The organism is Rhizobium sp. 007, from assembly GCF_015353075.1.
Lineage (GTDB): Bacteria > Pseudomonadota > Alphaproteobacteria > Rhizobiales > Rhizobiaceae > Rhizobium.
Genome location: NZ_CP064187.1, coordinates 845,332 through 863,878 on the forward strand (window position 1 = coordinate 845,332; position 18,547 = coordinate 863,878).

The 18,547-nt window shown below is 62.5% G+C and carries 18 protein-coding genes and 2 pseudogenes; 16 read left to right on the top strand and 4 right to left on the bottom strand.

The window, feature by feature from the left end; translation table 11 throughout:
• Positions 1 to 12: 12 nt before the first annotated feature.
• Positions 13 to 266: pseudogene (locus ISN39_RS04110) on the top strand (short-chain dehydrogenase); the annotation flags it as partial.
• Between the two features lie 95 nt (positions 267 to 361).
• Here the strand turns inward: ISN39_RS04110 and ISN39_RS37580 are convergent.
• Positions 362 to 493, bottom strand: a complete 132-nt coding sequence (locus ISN39_RS37580; RefSeq protein WP_281438304.1) for a hypothetical protein — start codon at positions 491 to 493, stop codon at positions 362 to 364.
• 129 nt (positions 494 to 622) lie between these two features.
• Between ISN39_RS37580 and ISN39_RS04120 the strand changes: the two genes are divergently transcribed.
• Together ISN39_RS04120 and ISN39_RS04125 are read left to right on the top strand one after the other, a co-directional pair.
• Positions 623 to 1,306, top strand: coding sequence for a hypothetical protein (locus ISN39_RS04120; RefSeq protein ID WP_194729270.1), 684 nt, complete (start codon positions 623 to 625; stop codon positions 1,304 to 1,306).
• A gap of 17 nt (positions 1,307 to 1,323) precedes the next feature.
• Complete coding sequence (locus ISN39_RS04125) at positions 1,324 to 1,632, top strand: Dabb family protein (protein WP_194729271.1); 309 nt, start codon at positions 1,324 to 1,326, stop codon at positions 1,630 to 1,632.
• 513 nt (positions 1,633 to 2,145) lie between these two features.
• Here ISN39_RS04125 and ISN39_RS04130 read toward each other — a convergent pair.
• Positions 2,146 to 3,393 carry an MFS transporter gene (locus ISN39_RS04130; RefSeq protein WP_194729272.1) on the bottom strand — a complete coding sequence of 416 codons (1,248 nt, stop codon included), beginning with the start codon at positions 3,391 to 3,393 and terminating at the stop codon, positions 2,146 to 2,148.
• Between ISN39_RS04130 and ISN39_RS04135 the strand changes: the two genes are divergently transcribed.
• The 10 genes and pseudogenes from ISN39_RS04135 (at position 3,299) to ISN39_RS04180 (ending at position 13,329) form a co-directional block, all read left to right on the top strand.
• On the top strand, positions 3,299 to 3,712 hold the full coding sequence (locus ISN39_RS04135) for a hypothetical protein (protein WP_194730281.1): 414 nt from the start codon (positions 3,299 to 3,301) through the stop codon (positions 3,710 to 3,712). The genes ISN39_RS04130 and ISN39_RS04135 overlap by 95 nt on opposite strands.
• 297 nt (positions 3,713 to 4,009) lie before the next feature.
• On the top strand, positions 4,010 to 4,258 hold the full coding sequence (locus ISN39_RS04140; protein WP_022714559.1) for a hypothetical protein: 249 nt from the start codon (positions 4,010 to 4,012) through the stop codon (positions 4,256 to 4,258).
• A gap of 52 nt (positions 4,259 to 4,310) precedes the next feature.
• Complete coding sequence (locus ISN39_RS04145; protein ID WP_074067089.1) at positions 4,311 to 4,982, top strand: response regulator transcription factor; 672 nt, start codon at positions 4,311 to 4,313, stop codon at positions 4,980 to 4,982.
• Positions 4,972 to 6,375: a HAMP domain-containing sensor histidine kinase gene (locus tag ISN39_RS04150; protein ID WP_022714561.1), complete on the top strand. Its 1,404-nt coding sequence runs from the start codon at positions 4,972 to 4,974 to the stop codon at positions 6,373 to 6,375. Before ISN39_RS04145 ends, ISN39_RS04150 begins: the two co-directional genes overlap by 11 nt.
• Positions 6,376 to 6,493: 118 nt before the next feature.
• Positions 6,494 to 6,886: a membrane protein gene (locus tag ISN39_RS04155; protein WP_039844357.1), complete on the top strand. Its 393-nt coding sequence runs from the start codon at positions 6,494 to 6,496 to the stop codon at positions 6,884 to 6,886.
• A gap of 112 nt (positions 6,887 to 6,998) precedes the next feature.
• Positions 6,999 to 8,135, top strand: a complete 1,137-nt coding sequence (ccmI, locus tag ISN39_RS04160) for a c-type cytochrome biogenesis protein CcmI (RefSeq protein ID WP_194729273.1) — start codon at positions 6,999 to 7,001, stop codon at positions 8,133 to 8,135.
• Entirely contained in the window at positions 8,132 to 8,584 is a 453-nt protein-coding gene (ccmE, locus tag ISN39_RS04165) for a cytochrome c maturation protein CcmE (protein ID WP_074067092.1), read from the top strand. Before ccmI ends, ccmE begins: the two co-directional genes overlap by 4 nt.
• Positions 8,581 to 10,568, top strand: a pseudogene (locus ISN39_RS04170) (heme lyase CcmF/NrfE family subunit). Before ccmE ends, ISN39_RS04170 begins: the two are co-directional and overlap by 4 nt.
• On the top strand, positions 10,565 to 11,020 hold the full coding sequence (locus ISN39_RS04175) for a cytochrome c-type biogenesis protein (RefSeq protein ID WP_194729274.1): 456 nt from the start codon (positions 10,565 to 10,567) through the stop codon (positions 11,018 to 11,020). The pseudogene ISN39_RS04170 and the gene ISN39_RS04175 overlap by 4 nt, the downstream one beginning before the upstream one ends.
• A 92-nt stretch (positions 11,021 to 11,112) precedes the next feature.
• On the top strand, positions 11,113 to 13,329 hold the full coding sequence (locus ISN39_RS04180) for an adenylate/guanylate cyclase domain-containing protein (protein WP_194729275.1): 2,217 nt from the start codon (positions 11,113 to 11,115) through the stop codon (positions 13,327 to 13,329).
• A gap of 2 nt (positions 13,330 to 13,331) precedes the next feature.
• Here ISN39_RS04180 and ISN39_RS04185 read toward each other — a convergent pair whose 3' ends face one another.
• Positions 13,332 to 13,853 (bottom strand): YHS domain-containing (seleno)protein, encoded by a 522-nt coding sequence (locus tag ISN39_RS04185; RefSeq protein ID WP_194729276.1) that lies wholly within the window; start codon positions 13,851 to 13,853, stop codon positions 13,332 to 13,334.
• A 41-nt stretch (positions 13,854 to 13,894) separates the two neighbouring features.
• Entirely contained in the window at positions 13,895 to 14,485 is a 591-nt protein-coding gene (locus ISN39_RS04190) for an ankyrin repeat domain-containing protein (RefSeq protein ID WP_194729277.1), read from the bottom strand.
• Between the two features lie 265 nt (positions 14,486 to 14,750).
• Between ISN39_RS04190 and ISN39_RS04195 the strand changes: the two genes are divergently transcribed.
• From ISN39_RS04195 to ISN39_RS04205, 3 genes are all read left to right on the top strand, one after another.
• Positions 14,751 to 16,313 (top strand): Do family serine endopeptidase, encoded by a 1,563-nt coding sequence (locus tag ISN39_RS04195; RefSeq protein WP_074067098.1) that lies wholly within the window; start codon positions 14,751 to 14,753, stop codon positions 16,311 to 16,313.
• Between the two features lie 83 nt (positions 16,314 to 16,396).
• Positions 16,397 to 17,143 (top strand): response regulator transcription factor, encoded by a 747-nt coding sequence (locus tag ISN39_RS04200; protein WP_028739555.1) that lies wholly within the window; start codon positions 16,397 to 16,399, stop codon positions 17,141 to 17,143.
• Entirely contained in the window at positions 17,140 to 18,546 is a 1,407-nt protein-coding gene (locus ISN39_RS04205; protein WP_194729278.1) for a HAMP domain-containing sensor histidine kinase, read from the top strand. The genes ISN39_RS04200 and ISN39_RS04205 overlap by 4 nt, the downstream gene beginning before the upstream one ends.
• The last annotated feature ends 1 nt before the right edge of the window (position 18,547 follow it).

An 18,547-nucleotide genomic window follows, 5' to 3' on the forward strand; every position in this document is an offset into this window, starting at 1 on the left:
AAGGACGGGAAAGTGGCAGCAGACCTCAAGGGAAAGGCGGCACTCGTTGCCGGACGCACGCGCGGCTCCGGACGCGGGATCGTCGTGGAACTCGGCGCGGCGGGCGCGACCGGTCGCACGACAGAGAGCGGCAATTGGAATACGGAAGGCCGGAAACGATCGAGGAGACGACGGAGTTGGTGACGGCTGCCGGCGGCAAGGGCATTGCCCTGCGCGTCGACGGGCTTTCGGGCGGCTGCTCGCCGGACAGGCTGGATGCGCTCGTCTTGGCGCTGACGGCGCTGATCCTGGACGGCGGCGGCGAGCCGAGGGTGCGGGGGATTTGAAGGATCCGCCGTCTCGCCTTTTGAGTTTTATGAGTTTATCGCTGCTTGGGCGGCTGTGGCGCCGGGCGCTGCGTTTCGCGCGCCGGGCCGATCTGGCGCCACTCGTTTTCCATCTGGTCGACGAGGTGCTGTGGAATGGTGGGCTGGCTGTTGGCGGGCGTTTGCATTCGGTCTCCTGTCCTTCGGCGAGCTTCGACAGGAAACGCATGACATAGGCCAAATGCGGTGTAAATCAGGGGCTTAAACGCTTTAAACGATTGAAATTATTTTAATCGATTAGGACCAGGTCAGATTTCATGGTTATCCACATCGACCGGATATTCTTCTTCGATGCTGTGCGGCAAAGCCTGTTCAAAGGGACCCTTTCCGAGGGGCAGGTCGAGGGCATGACGGCGATTCTCGACTTCTTCGAGCAACGCATGCCGCAGGCGGACTGGCGGTGGCTGGCCTACATCCTGGCGACGGCTTTCCACGAGACGGCCTTCACGATGCAGCCGGTGCGTGAGACCCTGGCCGGCAGCGACGCAAAGGCGATCGAGATTCTCGACCGCGCCTATGCGGCAGGCAAGCTTTCCTGGGTGAAGACCGTTTACTGGAAGCCGGACGAGGACGGAAAGTGCTGGCTGGGCCGCGGGCTGGTTCAGCTCACCCACAAGCGCAACTACGAGGCGATGAGTGCGATCACCGGCATCGACCTCGTCGCCGAGCCGGACCGTGCGATGGAGATGGCGGCCGCCGTGACGATCCTGATCGAGGGCATGCTGGTTGGCAGTTTCACCGGGCACAGGCTTGCCGACCACCTGAACGCCGAAAAGGAAGACTGGGTGAACGCACGCCGCATCGTCAACGGCACTGACCGGGCGGAGAAGCTCGCCGAATACGGCCGGACCTTCCATGCGGCCCTGCGCCGCAAAGAGGCGCCGGGCATTCTGCAGCGGTTGAAGGGGTGGCTTGCGCGTGCTATCGCGCGGCTTTGTTGAAGATGAGGAGTGCCCCGGTGATCCGCCATATCGTTTTCTTCACCGCAAGCGCGGAAAACCTGGAGACGGTGCGCGCCGGGCTTTCGGTGCTGACGGCGATTCCGCATGCGCGGCTGTTGGAGATCGGCACCAATGTGAAGACCGACCAGCTCGGCACCGATGTCGACCTGGTGGTCTACGGCGAATTCGACGACGAGGCGGCACTTGCGGCTTATAAGGCGCATCCTGATTACCAGCGCTCGATCGAACTCGTGCGGCCGGTTCGGGAAATGCGGATCGCGGCGGATTACGATGTTGAGACAGCGGTAAGGCAGCCGCTCGGCTGATTGCGATTGACGGTTTGCGACGGCCCTGTGGGCCTCCTCACCATGAAAGCGTTTGATTGCGGATCGTTTGAAGTTTCGCGCTTCACCTGAATTTTGCCCCTCACTCCTCACCCTCACCCTCACCCTCTCCCCGCGCGCCTGGGGCGAGGGGACATGGCCCACGCCGGCTGCCGGCCGTGTAAGAGGGCGCGGCATATCCCTTCTCCCCGTAATCACGGGCAGAAGGTGGTGGCAGACGGATGAGGGACAGCGGCAGACTCTCAGGAAAACACCATGAACATCCGATCTTTCCTGCCGTGGGGCTTTACGGCGGACGAAAGATTGTGGCCGAGAAGAAGGCGGCGTCCGGTTTCCTGAGCTGGCAGCGCAGGGGCGGGCGAACTGGACGGGGTGCTCTTATGCGGCGCTGTCGCGCGAGGGCTTCATGAGAACCCGGTGGGGGCGATCGCTGCGTGCGGCTGACGCGCACGCACCGGGAGGCGAAGGCCAAGCTGCACGAAGCGGAGACGCGGTTCAGGGCTGTGACGGAACCAGCTGCTTTGCCGATCTGACCATTCCCGCCAGCATGAAAACGAAGACCAGGGCGAGGGCGGCGAGCGCTGCGCAGATGGTGAGCGTCAGTCCGGTGCCGACGCGGTCGAGGGTGGCGGTGAATATGACGGGGGCGATGGCGTTGGCAAGGTTTTGCGGCAGCGAGAGGCGGGCGGCTTGCAGGCCGTATTCGCGGGGCGAGAAGAAGGCGAGCGGCAGCAGCGCACGGGCAACGGCAAGCACGCCGGAGCCGAAGCCGTACATCACGATGAAGGCGACAAGCAGCGGCGTCGAGGTGCCGCATAGCAAAAGCATGAGGAAGCTTACCAGCATGAGGCTGATGCCCATGACCGAGGTGAGGATCGGGTTGCCGCGTTTTCCGAGCAGCATGTCGAGCCCGCGGGCGGAAATGCCGATGACGCCGCGGGCGGAACCGAGCTGCAGGGCAAGCGCCGGCGAGGCACCGGACTGGCGGAAGATTTCGATCAGCGAGGGCGCAATGCCGAAGCTGATGAAGGTGCCGAGCGTCGTCGAGGTGGCAAGCAGCAGGAAGGCCTTGCGGCGCTCACGCGGCGATAGCGCGATCGGTGGGGTATCCGCGGCGGTGCCTTGCGTGTGCGTTGCGGCGGGCTTCGGCAGGGCGAAAAGATGAAGCGGCAGGCAGACGAAAATGTGAAGTGCCGCCGAGAAGATGAAGGCGATGCGCCATCCATAGGCGTCCGTCACCAGCGTCAGGACCGGCCAGAAGAGCGTTGCCGACAGGCCGGTGAAGAGCATGAGGATGGCGATGATCCGCTTGCCGTTCAGGCCTTCTCGCTCGACGACGGCGGTATAGGCGGGCGCTGAAAGGCCAAGCGCGCCGCCAAGACCGATGACGATCCAGGCAGCCGCATAGAGGACGACCCCATGCGTGGCGGCAAGCATCAGCAGGCCCGTCGCGAAGGTGACCGACGATGCGGCAAGCACGCGGGCTGCACCAAAGCGCGCGAGCCAACGCCCGGTCGCGGGGCCTGCGATGGCACTGACGACCATCATGACGGTGAGGCCGGCAAAGACCACTTCGTTCGGCAGGCCGAGATCGGGCGCGACGACGCGGCCCATGACGCCGAGCATATCGAAGGTGGTGCCCCAGCCGATGAGCTGGCTGACGGCAAGCACGGCGATCGTCTGCGCCGAGCGCAAGGGGAATTTGAACATTCGTGCTGAAACGGATTTGAGAGCTGAGGACATGGGCCATAGCAGTTTTGCATGTGCGGCGAAAGCCGCGGCAACCATTTGCGGAACGGCGCCTCGCCTGACTGGTAAGAGGTGTGGCTTTGTATCTTCGGCCTTCATCAAGTCGTTTATGAAGGGCGCAAGGAAAACCATACTCATCACCCGCCCTCATCCTTGCAGGCTGCGCCCTGCGATGTCTCGCGGGCCGAGCCTATCTTATGAGCCGATTGGACTGTGGGCCGGCCTGTACGCGACGCCGGACGATGCGTGTGTGGTCTTGGCGCTGGCCGATCTGAAGGCGCAGGGATTGAGGTCTTCCTTTATTCCTTCGTGACGATGGACATGACCGAGGGAAATGCGCTGCCCGATCCTTGACGGCGGCGCAGACCAGGCAGCCTATCCCTTCGCGACCTGCCATCCGGCGGCCCGGCAGGTCGTTCGCGGAGGAAATCTCAGGCGGGACATCTGTGTTTTCACGGCATCCCGCCCTCTCGTCTTTCGGCTGTGGAAGTTCTGGAAAAATACAGTCCAGAATTGTTCTAAACGTCCGGCGTTACAGGGCATTCATTTGCCATTCAGGTCACGTGAGTACATAGTCGGACCAAGTTGGAATTACGTTGGAAGCATGCACATGGCCTCTCCCTTGAGCGTCGTAGTTTTGGCCGCCGGGCTGGCGGTATCGGCGCCCTCACCGGACGAACCGCGCGGTCTGATCGTGCGCGTCGCAGGCGATTGCAGCGCGGCGGCTGAGCAGGTCGTCGAGCAGACGGGCGGGCAGCTTCTTTCCGTGCAGCCATCGGGCAACACCTGCATCATCACCGTTCTCGTCCAGGGCAACGGCCAGCGTCCACGCAAGGTGACCGTCAGGGTTCCGATGTAGGCGGAATCGGCCTATGAAACACCAGTGATACACTTGAGGTGAAAGCGGACCGATGCGCATTCTGGTAGTCGAAGACGATGTCAATCTGAACCGGCAGCTCGCCGATACGCTGAAGGAGGCGGGCTATGTCGTCGATCAGGCCTTCGACGGCGAGGAAGGACATTTCCTCGGTGAAACCGAGCCTTATGACGCGATCATCCTCGACATCGGCCTGCCGGAGATGGATGGCGTCACCGTCCTTGAAAAGTGGCGCGGTGCGGGCCGCGGCGTGCCGGTTCTGATCCTGACGGCCCGCGACCGCTGGAGCGACAAGGTCGCAGGCATCGATGCCGGGGCCGATGACTACGTGACCAAGCCCTTCCATGTCGAGGAAGTGCTGGCGCGCATTCGCGCCCTGATCCGCCGTGCGGCCGGGCATTCCTCCTCCGAGATCATCTGCGGCCCGGTGCGGCTCGACACCAAGACCTCCAAGGCGATGGTCAACGGCGTGACGCTGAAGCTCACCTCGCACGAATACCGGCTGCTTGCCTATCTGATGCACCATATGGGCGAGGTGGTTTCGCGCTCGGAGCTCGTCGAGCACATGTACGACCAGGATTTCGATCGCGATTCCAATACGATCGAGGTATTCGTCGGCCGCCTGCGCAAGAAGATGGGCGTGGACCTGATCGAAACGGTGCGCGGTCTCGGCTACCGCATCCAAGCGCCGAACAATGCGCATTAAGTCGCTCACCGCACGCGTTCTGCTTCTAACGACCGTCTGGTCGACCGTGGCGCTTGTGGTGATCGGCCTGCTGATTTCCACGCTTTACCGCCGCAGCGCCGAGCGCGGTTTCCAGGATCTGCTGCGCGCCCAGCTCTACAACGTCATCAATTCCGTGACGATCGGCGATCAGGGCGCGCTGAGCGGCAGCCCCCAACTCGGCGACCTGCGCTTCGCCCAGCCGAGGACCGGCTGGTACTGGGTGGTGGAGCCGCTTGGAACCTACACGGCGGCGCCGCTGGTTTCGCCTTCGCTGGGATCGGCGACGATCCCTGTTCCCTCCGTGCTGGAAGCGCCCTTCGACAAGAATTACGAGCGCTATTACCAGGTGACGGACGCGACCGGAAACCGCGTGCAGGTGGCGGAAACCGAAGTGGTGCTCGACACGGACGGTCGCGCTGCGCGCTTCAGGGTGTCAGGCAATGTCGAGGTCGTCGAGAGCGACGTCAGCAACTTCTCCCACAGTCTCTATCTGGCGCTTGCCGGCTTCGGGGTCGGAAGCCTGATCGTCAATGCGCTTGCCATTCTCTACGGCCTGAAGCCGCTCGACAAGGCGCGCGCGGCGCTGGAGCGTATCCGGGCGGGAGAGAGCGAACTGCTGAAGGGCGATTTCCCGCGGGAAATCCTACCGCTTGCCAACGAGGTGAATGCACTGATCGACAGCAACCGGCGCATCGTCGAGCGCGCCCGGATGCAGGTCGGCAACCTGGCGCATTCGCTGAAGACGCCGATTGCGGTTCTGCTTAACGAGGCGAGGGTGCTTGAGCGCTCGCACGGCGAGCTGGTGCGCAGCCAGGCAGAAGCGATGCAGGGACAGGTGCAATCCTACCTCAACCGGGCACGCATCGCCGCACAGCGCGAATCGGTGCTGGCGCGAACCGATGCGGAACCTGCGCTGGAGCGGCTGGTGCGCGTGATGCGGCGGCTCAATGGCGACAAGGAATTCGAGCTCAACGTGACGCCTCAGAACCTCGCGGTTGCCATGGAGCAGCAGGATCTGGAAGAGACCGTCGGCAACCTTTTGGAGAATGCGTCGCGTTTTGCCACGACGAAGGTGCGGCTCAGCGCAGCCGAAGCGGCCGAGGATGTAAAGGGTGCCGAAGCAAGTGCGCGGCGGCACTGGGTGGAGCTTGTCATCGAGGACGACGGACCGGGACTGGAGCCCGACCAGATCCGCGAGGCGCTGAAGCGCGGGCGGCGATTGGACGAGAGCAAGCCGGGAACGGGCCTCGGGCTTTCGATCGTCACGGAGATTTCCAACGAGTATCAGGGCCGGCTCGAGCTCTCTCGTGGGGAGTGGGGCGGCCTGAAGGCGCGGCTAATCCTGCCCGGCGTCACAAAGGATGTTGCATGAGCAATTGCTTGATGCCACAAAGACATAGGCAATTGCATAGCATGCTTTGCCTTAATGCCGACATGGGGCGATGCGCATCTGGCGGCACTGATTCACACCCAGATGCTGGTTTGACCGAATGATGTTACGACCGAATGTTTTGATCGTTTCTTCGCTTCTTGTTGCCGTTGCGCTGTCGTCGTGCACGACCTCCAGGCCTTCGGCATCGGCGGCGTTCATCACGGCGCTGCAGGGCGGAATTGCCGGCCGCAGCGGCGTGCAGCTGAGCGACAGCGACAAGCAGCGGGCTCTCGAAGCCGAATACCGGGCGCTCGAAGGGGCTGGTGTCGGCCAGCCGGTCGTCTGGAGCGGGCGCAATGTAAGCGGTAAGGTTGTGGCGGCCGCACCCTATCAGGTGGGTTCGCAGAACTGCCGTCAATACACGCATACACTGACTGCGGACAGCAAGGACACCGTCACGCGTGGCGCGGCCTGCCGCAACAGTGACGGAAGCTGGTCGCCGCTCGGCTGACTTCGGCCGGTGCTGCAGATAACGTCCTGCTATTGCGGCCAAACGCCTCAAATCTTCGTCATTCCGACTTTGCCAGTTGGAATGGCCCCGCGCTTCAAGTATTTGGGCCGGTATGATGTTCTGGATTCTGGTGGCCACGATGACCGCGGCTGTTGCCGCCTTCCTGCTTTATCCGCTTTTGCGCGGCGCGAAGGCGGCTGACGACGACCGTGCCGGCGAAGCGGCGGTCTACCGCGATCAGCTGCGCGAACTCGATCGCGATCTGGCTGGCGGATTGATTTCGGCCGACGAGGCGGATTATGCGCGGGCCGAAATCGGCCGCAGGCTGATTGCCGTCTCGGCTGCCGAGCCGAAGACGGAACGCAAGCCCGTTCGCCCGCACCGTTTCAGCGAGGCTTTCGTTCTCCTGCTGCTGCCAGTTCTCGGGCTCTGTCTTTACATCACGCTCGGCCGTCCTGATGTGCCGTCGCGGCCGTTGGCGGATCGGCTGGCGGATCCTGGCAACGACATGGCGATGCTGATTGTGAAGGCGGAGCGGCATCTGGCTGAGGATCCGGAAGACGGCAGGGGCTGGGACGTGCTAGCGCCGATCTATTACAATGCGATGCGCATCGCCGATGCGGAAAAGGCCTACCGCAATGCCATCCGGCTGCTCGGGCCGAACCCGATCCGTCTCGACGGGCTGGCCGAAACGCTGATGGCGGGCGCCAACGGTGTCGTGACCGAGGAGACGCGCAAGGTGCTGGAGCAGTCGCTTTCGCTCGAGCCTGACAATCCGCGTGCGAGGTTCTACGTGGCGCTGAGCCTGGAGCAGGCGGGGCAACCGGGGCAGGCGAAGGCGGCCTTCGAGGCGCTGGCGAAAGAATCGCCCGCCGATGCGCCATGGCTGCCGCTGGTCAACGAGCATATCGCCAAAAACGGCGGCGCTCCGGTGGTGGCGGACGGCAAGGCGCCGGGCAATCCAACAGAGGAAGATGTCGCGGCGGCGCGGGATATGAGCAGTAGTGAGCAGCAGCAGATGATCCGCGGCATGGTTGAAAGCCTCGATGCGAAGCTTGTTGCAGACCCGAACAATTTCGAGGGCTGGATGCGGCTTGTCCGCTCCTATGCCGTCTTGAACGACAAGGATCGTGCCGCAAGCGCGCTGAAGCGCGCCTTGGGGGCCTTTCCTGCCGACGGCGAAGAGGGCAGACAGCTGATGGCGCTGGCGCGCGAACTCGGCATTGCGGCGGAAGGAGGAACGGAATGACGCGCAAGCAGAAGCGCCTGGCGGTGATTGGCGGCGGCATGGGCTTCATCCTCGCCGCGGTGCTGCTGGTCATGTTCGCCTTCAGCCAGTCGGTCGCCTATTTCTACATGCCGGCCGATCTTGCCAAAACACCGGTGGCGCCGGAGACGCGCATCCGACTCGGCGGGCTGGTCGGCGAGGGCAGCGTCGTGCGCGGCGCAGGCTCGACGGTGGAATTTGCCGTCACCGACGGCAGCGGCGATGTGGTAAAGGTCAAATATACCGGCATCCTGCCCGACCTGTTCCGCGAAGGGCAGGGGGTCGTGACGGAAGGCAAGTTTGCGGCCGGCAGCCGGGAGTTCCTCGCCGACACGGTGCTTGCCAAGCACGACGAGAAATACATGCCGAAGGACGTTGCCGACCGGCTGAAGGCGCAGGGTCTGTGGCAGGAAGGCGAGGGTACGCAATGATCATCGAGATCGGTCACTACGCACTTGTCCTGGCGCTGGCGGCAGCGATCGTTGTTTCGCTGGTGCCGGCAATCGGCGCGCGCAGGCTTGACCAGGCGATGATGGATGTCGCGCCGCTTGGCTCCGTCGTGCTCTTTGCGCTAGTGACCTTCTCCTTCGGCGTTTTGACCTATGCCCATGTGGTCTCCGACTTTACCGTCAGGAACGTCTGGGAGAACTCGCATTCGCTGGTGCCGCTGATCTACAAATATTCCGGCGTCTGGGGCAATCACGAAGGCTCGATGATGCTGTGGCTGCTGATCCTTGCGCTGTTCAGCGCCCTGGTGGCGCTCTTCGGCCGCAATCTGCCGGACAGGCTGAAGGCCAATGTGCTTTCGGTTCAGGCCTGGATCTCCGCCGCCTTCATCCTCTTCATCCTGTTGACCTCCAACCCGTTCGTCCGCCTCAATCCGGCACCGGCCGAGGGCCGCGACCTCAATCCGGTGCTGCAGGATATCGGGCTCGCCATCCATCCGCCGCTGCTTTATCTCGGTTATGTCGGCTTTTCGGTGTGCTTCTCCTTTGCCGTCGCCGCCTTGCTGGAAGGCCGGATCGATGCCGCCTGGGCGCGCTGGGTCAGGCCCTGGACGCTTGCCGCCTGGACCTTCCTGACGCTCGGCATCGCCATGGGCTCCTACTGGGCCTACTACGAACTCGGCTGGGGCGGCTGGTGGTTCTGGGATCCGGTCGAAAACGCCTCCTTCATGCCGTGGCTTGCCGGAACCGCACTGCTGCATTCGGCGCTGGTGATGGAAAAGCGCGAGGCGCTGAAGATCTGGACCGTGCTGCTTGCAATCCTCACCTTCTCGCTGTCGCTGCTCGGCACCTTCCTGGTGCGCTCCGGCGTCTTGACCTCGGTGCATGCCTTTGCCAGCGACCCGAGCCGCGGCGTCTTCATTCTCTGCATTCTCATGCTCTTCATCGGCGGGGCGCTGTCGCTGTTTGCGTTTCGCGCACCGCGTTTGAGTGCGGGCGGCCTGTTTGCGCCGGTCTCGCGCGAAGGCGCCTTGGTGCTGAACAACCTGATCCTCACGGTTGCCTGCGGCACCGTCTTGACCGGGACGCTCTATCCGCTGCTTCTGGAGACGCTCACCGGCGACAAGATCTCCGTTGGCGCGCCGTTCTTCAACATGACCTTCGGGCTCTTGATGGCACCGTTGCTCGTCGCCGTGCCGTTCGGGCCGCTGCTTGCCTGGAAGCGCGGCGACCTTTTGGGCGTGCTGCAGCGGCTCTATGTCGTGGCAGGGGTTGCCTTCGCCGCGGCGATCGCCGTCTTCTACATCGAGCATGGCGGACCGGTGTTGGCGGTTCTCGGGCTGGCGGCCGGGCTGTTCCTCGTCTTCGGTGCCATTGCCGACCTCTGGTATCGCGCAGGCTTCGGCAAGATGGCGGCGGAGATCGCATGGCGGCGGCTTTCCGGCCTGCCGCGTTCGGCTTTTGGCACGGCCTTGGCGCATGCCGGGCTCGGCGTCACCGTGCTCGGCATTGTTGCCGTTACGACATTTGCGACCGAGCATGTGCTTGAAATGAAGCCCGGCGAGACATGGAGGCGGGAGGCTACAGCGTCCATTTCGACGGCATGCAGCCGGCGGCCGGTCCAAACTACAAGGAAGATCGCGGACACTTCAGTATCCGCCGCGGCGGCGTCGAGGTTGCGGATGTCTGGTCGGCAAAGCGCGTCTATGCCGCCCGCCAGATGCCGACGACGGAAGCCGGCATCCTGACCTTCGGGGCAAGCCAGCTCTACGTGTCGCTCGGCGATCCGACCAGGGACGGCGGCATCGTCGTGCGCATCTGGTGGAAGCCGTTCATCCTGTTGATCTGGGGCGGGACGCTGCTGATGGCGGTCGGTGGCTTCGTGTCGCTCTCCGACCGGCGGCTGCGCGTCGGCGCCCCGCGCCGCAAGGCAAAACCGGTAAAACCGGTCTTGGAGGCGGCGGAATGATCCGGCCGATCCTCCTCGCCATCGCGCTGTTTCTTTCTGCAGAACCAGCCTTTGCCGTCAATCCCGACGAGGTGCTGGCCGACCCGGCGCTCGAGGCGCGTGCCCGGGCGTTGTCGGCTGAACTGCGCTGCATGGTCTGTCAGAACCAGTCGATCGACGATTCCGATGCCGGCCTTGCCAAGGACCTCAGGCTGCTGGTGCGCGAGCGCATCACCGATGGCGACACCGACGAGGAGGTGCTGAACTACATCGTTTCGCGCTACGGCGAATTCGTGCTGCTGAAGCCAAGACTCAGTACCCGCACCGTCCTGCTTTGGGGCGCGCCAGTGCTCCTGATCATCGTAGGTGGCATCTCACTGCTGGTGTTCGCGCGGCGGCGTGCGGGAAAGCCGACCGGTAGCCCGCTGACGGCGGAGGAGCAGGCAAAGCTCGACGAACTGCTTGGCAAGTGATCACGCCCCATCTTGCTGACAGCATAATGGCTTCGCCAATTAACCTGCGGTAAGATGCGCGCCCGGGAGCCATCGCAGCATGCGGGGAAGACATGGAGCGCCGTCTTGCAGCAATTCTGATCGCTGACGTCGCCGGTTACAGCCGTTTGAGCCAGATCGACGAAGAGAGCACGCGCCGCTGCTTCCAGGCGGATATGGACGACATCATCCTGCCCAAGATCACCGAACATCACGGCCGGCTGGTGAAGACCATGGGCGACGGCCTGCTTGTCGAATTTCACAGCGTTGTCGATGCCTTGCACTGCGCAATAGACGTACAGCGCGAGAAGGCATTGCGAAAAGCATCCGACGATGGAGCGATGCGGCTCGATTTCCGCATCGGCGTCAACCTTGGAGACATCATTGTCGAGGGCGACGACATTCAGGGTGATGGCGTCAATATCGCGGACCGCATACAGGGGCTGGCCGAGCCGGGCGGGATTGCGATCTCCGGCACGACTTACGATCAGGTAAAAACCAAGCTTGATGTCGGCTACACCTCGCTTGGCAGGCAAAAAGTGAAGAGCATCGTCGAGCCGATCCGCGTCTACCGGGTCGTGCTGGATCCGAATAAAGCCCGGATATTGCCGAGAAGCTTCAAGCGTCTGTTGAGGATGCCTGCCGGCCTAGCGGCTGCCATTGCCGTCCTGCTTTTGGCCGCTGCCACAGCCTACTGGTGGCAGCCGTGGGAGCTTGGCCTGACGCCAACGCTGGTCGAGCGCTTCGCCTATCCCCTGCCGGACAAACCTTCGGTGGCGGTGTTGCCGTTCATCAATGTCAGCGGTGATACGGAGCAGGATCATCTGGCGCAGGGGCTGACCGACGACCTGATCACGGAGCTGTCCAAGGTTTCGGGACTCTTCGTCATCGCCAGGCATTCAGTATTTGCCATTCAGAACGGTGCAGGAAAGATTCAGGATGTCGCCGCGGAGCTCGGCGTCCACTACGTGCTCGAAGGCACGTTGCAGCGCGCGGGGCCGCGGCTGCGGATCAACGTCAAGCTGATCGACGCGCTGAGCGGGCTTTCGGTTTGGGCCGAGCGCTACGACCGCCAATATGCCGATCTATTCGCAATTCAGGACGACGTCACCGGCAAGATCATCTCCGCGCTCGCGGTGGAACTCAGCGAGGGCGAGCGCACCCAGCTGGAGCGGATACCGAGCGACAATCTGGAAGCCTACGATTACTACATGCGGGCAGAGCAGGAGGGCCTCGCCTACAGCGACGTGGAAACCTATCGGCGCACGCTGTCCTATTATCAGAAGGCGATCGATCTCGATCCTAACTTTGCTGATGCGCATGCCGGCATTGCGCGCGTTGCCGTCGACGTCTGGCGCAACGACTACAACTTCCTCTGGTCGGCGGCTGTGGCGCGCAAGATCGCCTATGATGCGGCCGGACAAGCGCTCAAGCTCGACCCCGACAATGCGCGCGCCCACATTGTTCTCGCCCTGCTGCAGCTGGTTGACGGTCGGGCCGCGGAGGCGCGGGACTCGGCAAACCGGGCGGTACAGGCGCAGCCCAACAGTGCGGAGGCCTTCGGCAACCTGGCTTTGATCCTCGTCCATACGGGAAGTCACGAAGAAGCGGTAGCTGAGATGGAAAATGCTTTGCGGCTCGATCCCGCTCCACCGTCGAGCTTCCGGCTGCTGGCCGGAATCGTCTTTTACACCGCGCGGGACAACAGGCGCGCAATTCCGCTCATCGAGGCGGCGCGGGATGCGCTGCCCAACGCAGAGCCTGCGCGCGAGTACCTGACGGCAGCCTATGCGTATGAAGGGGACCGGGTTCGCGGCGCGAAGGAAAAGGCCAAGCTTCTGGAACTGTTTCCGGACGCCAACCTTACCTACTACAACTATCTCTACGACTACTGGCGCGAAGACGACCTGGAGCATCATCTAGCGGGATTGCGCGCGGCCGGGATTCCGGAATGGCCGTTTGGGTTCGTCGGTTCGGAAGCTGATCAGCTTGATGCAGACGCCTTGCGCAACCTGATCAGCGACAAGACGTGGAGCGGAAAACACAAAAACGGAACGGCGTTCGTCCAGTATTTCGACAAGGCCGGCAATACCGCCTACCGCAGCGCCAATACCAACATCACCGGCACGGTGGAGGTGCAGGGTAACAGGCTCTGCGAGCGGTTCGGCGGCTATTTTCTCGATCGCATGGTGTGCGGGCAGGTTTACAGAAACAAGGACGCCGGACAAGCCGGCGCCCAGTATGTTCACGTAACCCCGCAGGCGCTGAAGTTCTTCTCGCTGACCCCGTGAACTCACTCGGCCGACATATCCTGCCAGTCCTTGCGCACCTTGTCGGAAATCAAGGTGCTCTGCACCTCCGACCAGTGCTTTTGGGAGTCGACGACCTTGGTCGGCTTCTTTTCGAAGCCTTCCGCGGCACCGGGATCGTAACTCAGATAGAGCTTGCCATCGATGATCCGCCATGCCTTCGGGTCGATATTGGTCGTGACGGTTCCGAAGGAAACGCCATCAGCGCAATAGCCGCCGTATTGAGGCGCATATTTGCCGGGTTCGGCAATGAAGCGGTCGCGGTTTTCGGAACTGGTGAAATGCCATTCGGCACCCAGCCACCGATACGAATAGACCGGAGATCCTTCCACGGCCTTGTTCTCGGTGAAATAGGCCACGGGATCGTAGCCCTTGATCGCCACGTCCCCGAAATAGCCGGTATTCACCGGCTCTTCCGCCGATGCCGGCTGCACAAACGCCAAGAGGATCGCGGCGCCAGCGATAATATAGGCGGCAGCGCCGCCTGTCTGCTTGCGATATGACATGTGTCCATTCTCCCAGTTCGGGCGATGAGATGCAGCAAGCGCTATTTCCGCTTCGTGCACTCGCCGTACAGCCAGTCGCCGACCAGGTCGGCCTGCTGGCAAACAGCGCCCGCTTTCAACAGCAGGTCTGCGGCATCCCAGTGGGATCGCCATCCGGCCTGCGTCAGCGGCGTGTAGCCGTTGCGTTCCTTCGCCTCTATGTTTGCCTTGTGCGCGACGAGAAATGCGACGACATCGGCATGACCTTCTTCGGCCGCAGCATGAAGCGGCGACATTTGGTAGAAGTTCTTTTCATCATTGATCAGCGCACCCTTCGATACGAGCAGTTCAACGACATCGTGGTGCCCGCCATAGGCTGCCGCGTGCAACGCCGTCAGCCCGCCCTTGTTTCTGATCTCGATATCGGCGCCTTTTTCGAGCAGAAGTGCGACGATATCCTTGTTTCCGGCAAGTGCCGCGATCAGTAGAGGCGGCTCTCCTGCCGCATCCGGCTCGGCGATATTCGCGCCCTGATCGATAAGCTGGCCGGCATGTTCGCGATTGCCGTCCTTTGCCGCATCGTGCAGAGGACCAGCCCAGGCGAGCGAGATCCCAAGCAAGACACCCAACGCAGATATTCCGACAACCCTCATCGCATGACCCTTGCCCCAAGGCATCCTCGCCGGATCGGAAGAATATTTAAGATATCATGAATATATCTGGGGGAGCAAGAAGTACGGCGCTCAACCCGTCGAGGCTGCCTCGGACATTGAAATTTATAGAGCGTCGCTTATTCCTACATTACGAATTTTTCATTATGCGGACAGTTCGCAGTAAGGTGCGGCATCCTATATCTTCATCCATCGACCGATCCGGCATTGGCCGGGACGAAGACAAGAAGAAGAGAAGGTGCCTAAAATGTTCAAGACTCCCTCCCTCAAAACGATGCTGAAGGCGTCCACGGTCGCAGGTCTCGCTGCCGCCGTGTTTGCAACCGGTGTGCCGCTTGAGATCACGCGCTCCTACGCCGAAGCTGTCAATGTTCAAGCTCCGTCGGTCCCGAGCTTTGCGAATGTCGTCGACGCCGTTTCCCCGGCCGTCGTTTCCGTTCGCGTCGAATCCCGCATCAATCCGGCCTCCGACAGCACCGACGGCTTCGCGTTCGATTTCAACGGCCGCGGTTTCGACGATCTTCCCGACGACCACCCGCTGAAGCGCTTCTTCAGGCAGTTCGGCGAACAAGGCCCGAACGGTCCGCAGGGCGGTCCGAACAGAAGGTTTGGCCCACCGGATGGCAAGGGCCGCCTGCGCCCAGTCGCGCAGGGCTCCGGCTTCTTCATTTCCGAGGACGGCTATGTCGTCACCAACAATCACGTCGTTTCCGACGGCTCGGCCTTCGTTGCCGTCATGACCGATGGGACCGAGTTAGACGCCAAGCTGATCGGAAGGGACCCGCGCACGGACCTCGCAGTGCTCAAGGTTGACGGAAAGGGCCGCAAGTTCACCTATGTCAACTGGGCTGACGACAACAATGTCCGCGTCGGTGACTGGGTCGTGGCGGTCGGCAATCCGTTCGGTCTCGGCGGCACGGTAACGGCAGGCATCATTTCGGCCCGTGGCCGCGATATCGGCTCCGGTCCTTATGACGACTACCTGCAGGTGGACGCAGCCGTGAACCGCGGTAACTCCGGTGGTCCGACCTTCAACCTCAGTGGCCAGGTGGTCGGCATCAACACCGCGATCTTCTCGCCGTCGGGCGGCAGCGTCGGCATCGCCTTCGCGATCCCGGCTTCGACCGCCAAGGACGTCGTTGCCGACCTGATGAAGGACGGTACCGTTTCGCGCGGCTATCTCGGCGTACAGATCCAGCCGGTTACCAAGGACATCGCCGATTCGCTCGGCCTATCGGAAGCCAACGGCGCGCTGGTCGTCTCGGCTCAGGATGGAACGCCGGGCCAGAAGGCGGGCATGAAGGCAGGCGACGTCGTCACTGCCGTCAACGGCGAAACGGTCAAGGATGCCCGCGATCTGAGCCGCCGAATCGGCGCCATGCAGCCTGGCAGCAAGGTCGAAGTGTCGGTCTGGCGCGACGGCAAGGCTCAATCCCTCACCGTTGAACTCGGCACCTTGCCGATTGACCAGAAGGACGCTTCCAACGACGACAATGGTGGTCCGGCACCGCAGCCTGAGGCACCGGCATCCGAAAAGGCGCTTGCCGATCTCGGCCTGACGGTCGGCCCCTCCGATGACGGCAAGGGCTTGACGATCACCGGCATCGACGCGGATTCGGATGCTGCCGACAAGGGCATCAAGCAAGGCGAAAAGATCACCTCGGTGAACAACCAGCAGGTCTCGAACGCCGATGATGTCGTCAAGGTTCTGAACCAGGCGAAGAAGGACGGCCGCACCCGGGCTCTTTTCCAGATCCAGTCCCAGGAAGGCAGCCGCTTCGTTGCGCTGCCGATCAACGGCCAAGGCTGATCCTCCCACCTTGGCCTAAAAAGGGGAGCCGCGATCCGACCTCCGCGCGGCTCCCTTTCTCCATCTTTTCAAGGACGACGGCGATGACCCCACTGCAACAGGATGACGCTTTGAGCCTTGCCCAAACGCAACCGGCAGGTAATGTCGGCCGGATGAAGATTCTCATCATCGAAGACGATCTCGAAGCCGCGGCCTACCTCACGAAGGCCTTTCGCGAGGCGGGCATCATCGCCGATCATGCAAGCGACGGCGAAAGCGGGCTCTTCATGGGGTCCGAAAACAGCTACGACGTGATCGTCATCGACCGCATGCTGCCGCGCCGCGACGGGCTCTCCGTCATCAGCGAGTTGCGGCGCAAGGGCGTCCATACGCCGCTTCTCATTCTTTCCGCCCTGGGGCAGGTCGATGACCGCGTGACCGGCCTTCGCGCCGGCGGCGACGACTATCTGCCGAAGCCCTATGCCTTCAGCGAGCTTCTCGCCCGTGTCGAAGTGCTCGGCCGTCGCAAGGGGACGCCGGAGCAGGACGTGGTCTACCGCGTCGGCGACCTCGAACTCGATCGGCTTTCCCATGAAGTCCGGCGCGGCGGCAAGGAAATTCCGCTGCAGCCGCGCGAATTCCGCCTTCTCGAATATCTGATGAAGAATGCCGGGCAGGTCGTCACGCGCACCATGCTGCTCGAGCATGTCTGGGATTACCATTTCGATCCGCAGACGAACGTCATCGACGTGCATGTCTCGCGCCTGCGCTCGAAGATCGAGAAGGACTTCAGCCGGCCGCTGCTGAAGACGATCCGCGGTGCGGGATACATGATCAAGGACGAGGGATGAGCCGTTTTTGGGTTCTCTTCAAGTCCACCGCAGTCCGCCTTTCGGCCCTTTATATCCTGCTTTTCGCAATCTGCGCCGCAACGCTCGTCTTCTACGTGACGGCGATGTCGCAGCGGCTGCTCAGCGGGCAGATCCGCGAGGCCGTCCAGCAAGAAGTCGATGTGGTCAGGCGTGCGTATGATCTGGGGGGCATGAACGCGCTGCTGCGCGCGATGGAGCGCCGCACGCGTCAGCCGGGCGCCAATCTCTATGTCATCGCCGGCCCGTCGGGCGATATCCTTGCGGGCAACGTCGCCTCGGTGCAGCCGGGCGTCTTTGAGGAAACCGGTTGGACCTCCGTTCCCTTCTTCTATCAACGCTACGCCGACAGCGGGGTCGACCGCCGCCACATGGCGATCGCCAATATCTTCGTGCTCGACAACGGCCTGCGCATTCTCGTCGGCCGCGATCTCGGCGAGCCCGAGCGCTTCCGCGTGCTGGTGCGCCAGGCGCTGATGATCGCGCTTGCGATCATGGGCCTCGGCGCCATCATCATCTGGTTCGGTATCGGCCGCAACGCGCTGAAGCGGATCGATCGCATGTCCGCCGCAAGCAAGAAGATCATGGCGGGCGATCTCTCGCAGCGCCTGCCGGTCGGCGGTTCGGGCGACGAGTTCGACCGCCTGTCGGTTTCGCTGAACACGATGCTGGAGCGCATCGAAAAGCTGAACGAAGGCCTGCGGCAGGTTTCCGACAACATTGCCCACGACCTCAAGACGCCGCTGACGCGCCTGCGCAACAAGGCCGCTGATGCGATTGACACGGCCAATGAGGATCAGCGCCGCCTGGCTCTGGACGGGATCATTTCGGAATCCGATCAACTGATCCGAACCTTCGATGCGCTTTTGATGATCTCGCGCGTGGAAGCGGGTTCTGTCGCCGCGGAGATGTCGCCAATCGAGCTTTCGACGATTGTTGCCGACAGCGCCGAACTTTACGAGCCGGTTGCGGATGAGGCCGGACTGGTGCTGACATCCAGCATCGAACCCGGCATATCCATCCAAGGCAACCGCGAATTGATCGGCCAGGCGATCTTCAATCTGATCGACAACGCGATCAAATATTCCGGGGATGCCAAGGGCGGTGAAATCAGCCTGAAGCTGTTGCGCCGGCCCAACGGCATTTGCCTTTCGGTCGCCGACCACGGGCCGGGCATCCCCGCCGACAAGCGCGAGGATGTCATAAAGCGCTTCGTGCGGCTTGACGAGAGCCGGTCGAAGCCCGGCACGGGGCTTGGCCTTTCGCTGGTCGAGGCAGTGATGGAACTGCATGGCGGCACGCTGGAGCTTTCCGATACAGATCCGGAAAAAGAAGACGGTCGTGGCCTTACCGTCAGCGTGATTTTCCCCGTCAAGCCTGCTTAGG

What these genes read in the sequence shown, in the direction of transcription:
- ISN39_RS37580 (WP_281438304.1), bottom strand. Translation starts at nt 493, where the DNA reads ATGCAAACGCCCGCCAACAGCCAGCCCACCATTCCACAGCACCTCGTC.
- ccmI (WP_194729273.1), top strand. Translation starts at nt 6,999, where the DNA reads ATGATGTTCTGGATTCTGGTGGCCACGATGACCGCGGCTGTTGCCGCC.
- ISN39_RS04180 (WP_194729275.1), top strand. Translation starts at nt 11,113, where the DNA reads ATGGAGCGCCGTCTTGCAGCAATTCTGATCGCTGACGTCGCCGGTTAC.
- ISN39_RS04175 (WP_194729274.1), top strand. Translation starts at nt 10,565, where the DNA reads ATGATCCGGCCGATCCTCCTCGCCATCGCGCTGTTTCTTTCTGCAGAA.
- ISN39_RS04205 (WP_194729278.1), top strand. Translation starts at nt 17,140, where the DNA reads ATGAGCCGTTTTTGGGTTCTCTTCAAGTCCACCGCAGTCCGCCTTTCG.
- ISN39_RS04195 (WP_074067098.1), top strand. Translation starts at nt 14,751, where the DNA reads ATGTTCAAGACTCCCTCCCTCAAAACGATGCTGAAGGCGTCCACGGTC.
- ISN39_RS04120 (WP_194729270.1), top strand. Translation starts at nt 623, where the DNA reads ATGGTTATCCACATCGACCGGATATTCTTCTTCGATGCTGTGCGGCAA.
- ISN39_RS04150 (WP_022714561.1), top strand. Translation starts at nt 4,972, where the DNA reads ATGCGCATTAAGTCGCTCACCGCACGCGTTCTGCTTCTAACGACCGTC.
- ISN39_RS04140 (WP_022714559.1), top strand. Translation starts at nt 4,010, where the DNA reads ATGGCCTCTCCCTTGAGCGTCGTAGTTTTGGCCGCCGGGCTGGCGGTA.
- ISN39_RS04145 (WP_074067089.1), top strand. Translation starts at nt 4,311, where the DNA reads ATGCGCATTCTGGTAGTCGAAGACGATGTCAATCTGAACCGGCAGCTC.
- ISN39_RS04185 (WP_194729276.1), bottom strand. Translation starts at nt 13,853, where the DNA reads ATGTCATATCGCAAGCAGACAGGCGGCGCTGCCGCCTATATTATCGCT.
- ISN39_RS04135 (WP_194730281.1), top strand. Translation starts at nt 3,299, where the DNA reads ATGAGCTGGCTGACGGCAAGCACGGCGATCGTCTGCGCCGAGCGCAAG.
- ISN39_RS04130 (WP_194729272.1), bottom strand. Translation starts at nt 3,393, where the DNA reads ATGTCCTCAGCTCTCAAATCCGTTTCAGCACGAATGTTCAAATTCCCC.
- ISN39_RS04155 (WP_039844357.1), top strand. Translation starts at nt 6,494, where the DNA reads ATGATGTTACGACCGAATGTTTTGATCGTTTCTTCGCTTCTTGTTGCC.
- ccmE (WP_074067092.1), top strand. Translation starts at nt 8,132, where the DNA reads ATGACGCGCAAGCAGAAGCGCCTGGCGGTGATTGGCGGCGGCATGGGC.
- ISN39_RS04200 (WP_028739555.1), top strand. Translation starts at nt 16,397, where the DNA reads ATGACCCCACTGCAACAGGATGACGCTTTGAGCCTTGCCCAAACGCAA.
- ISN39_RS04190 (WP_194729277.1), bottom strand. Translation starts at nt 14,485, where the DNA reads ATGAGGGTTGTCGGAATATCTGCGTTGGGTGTCTTGCTTGGGATCTCG.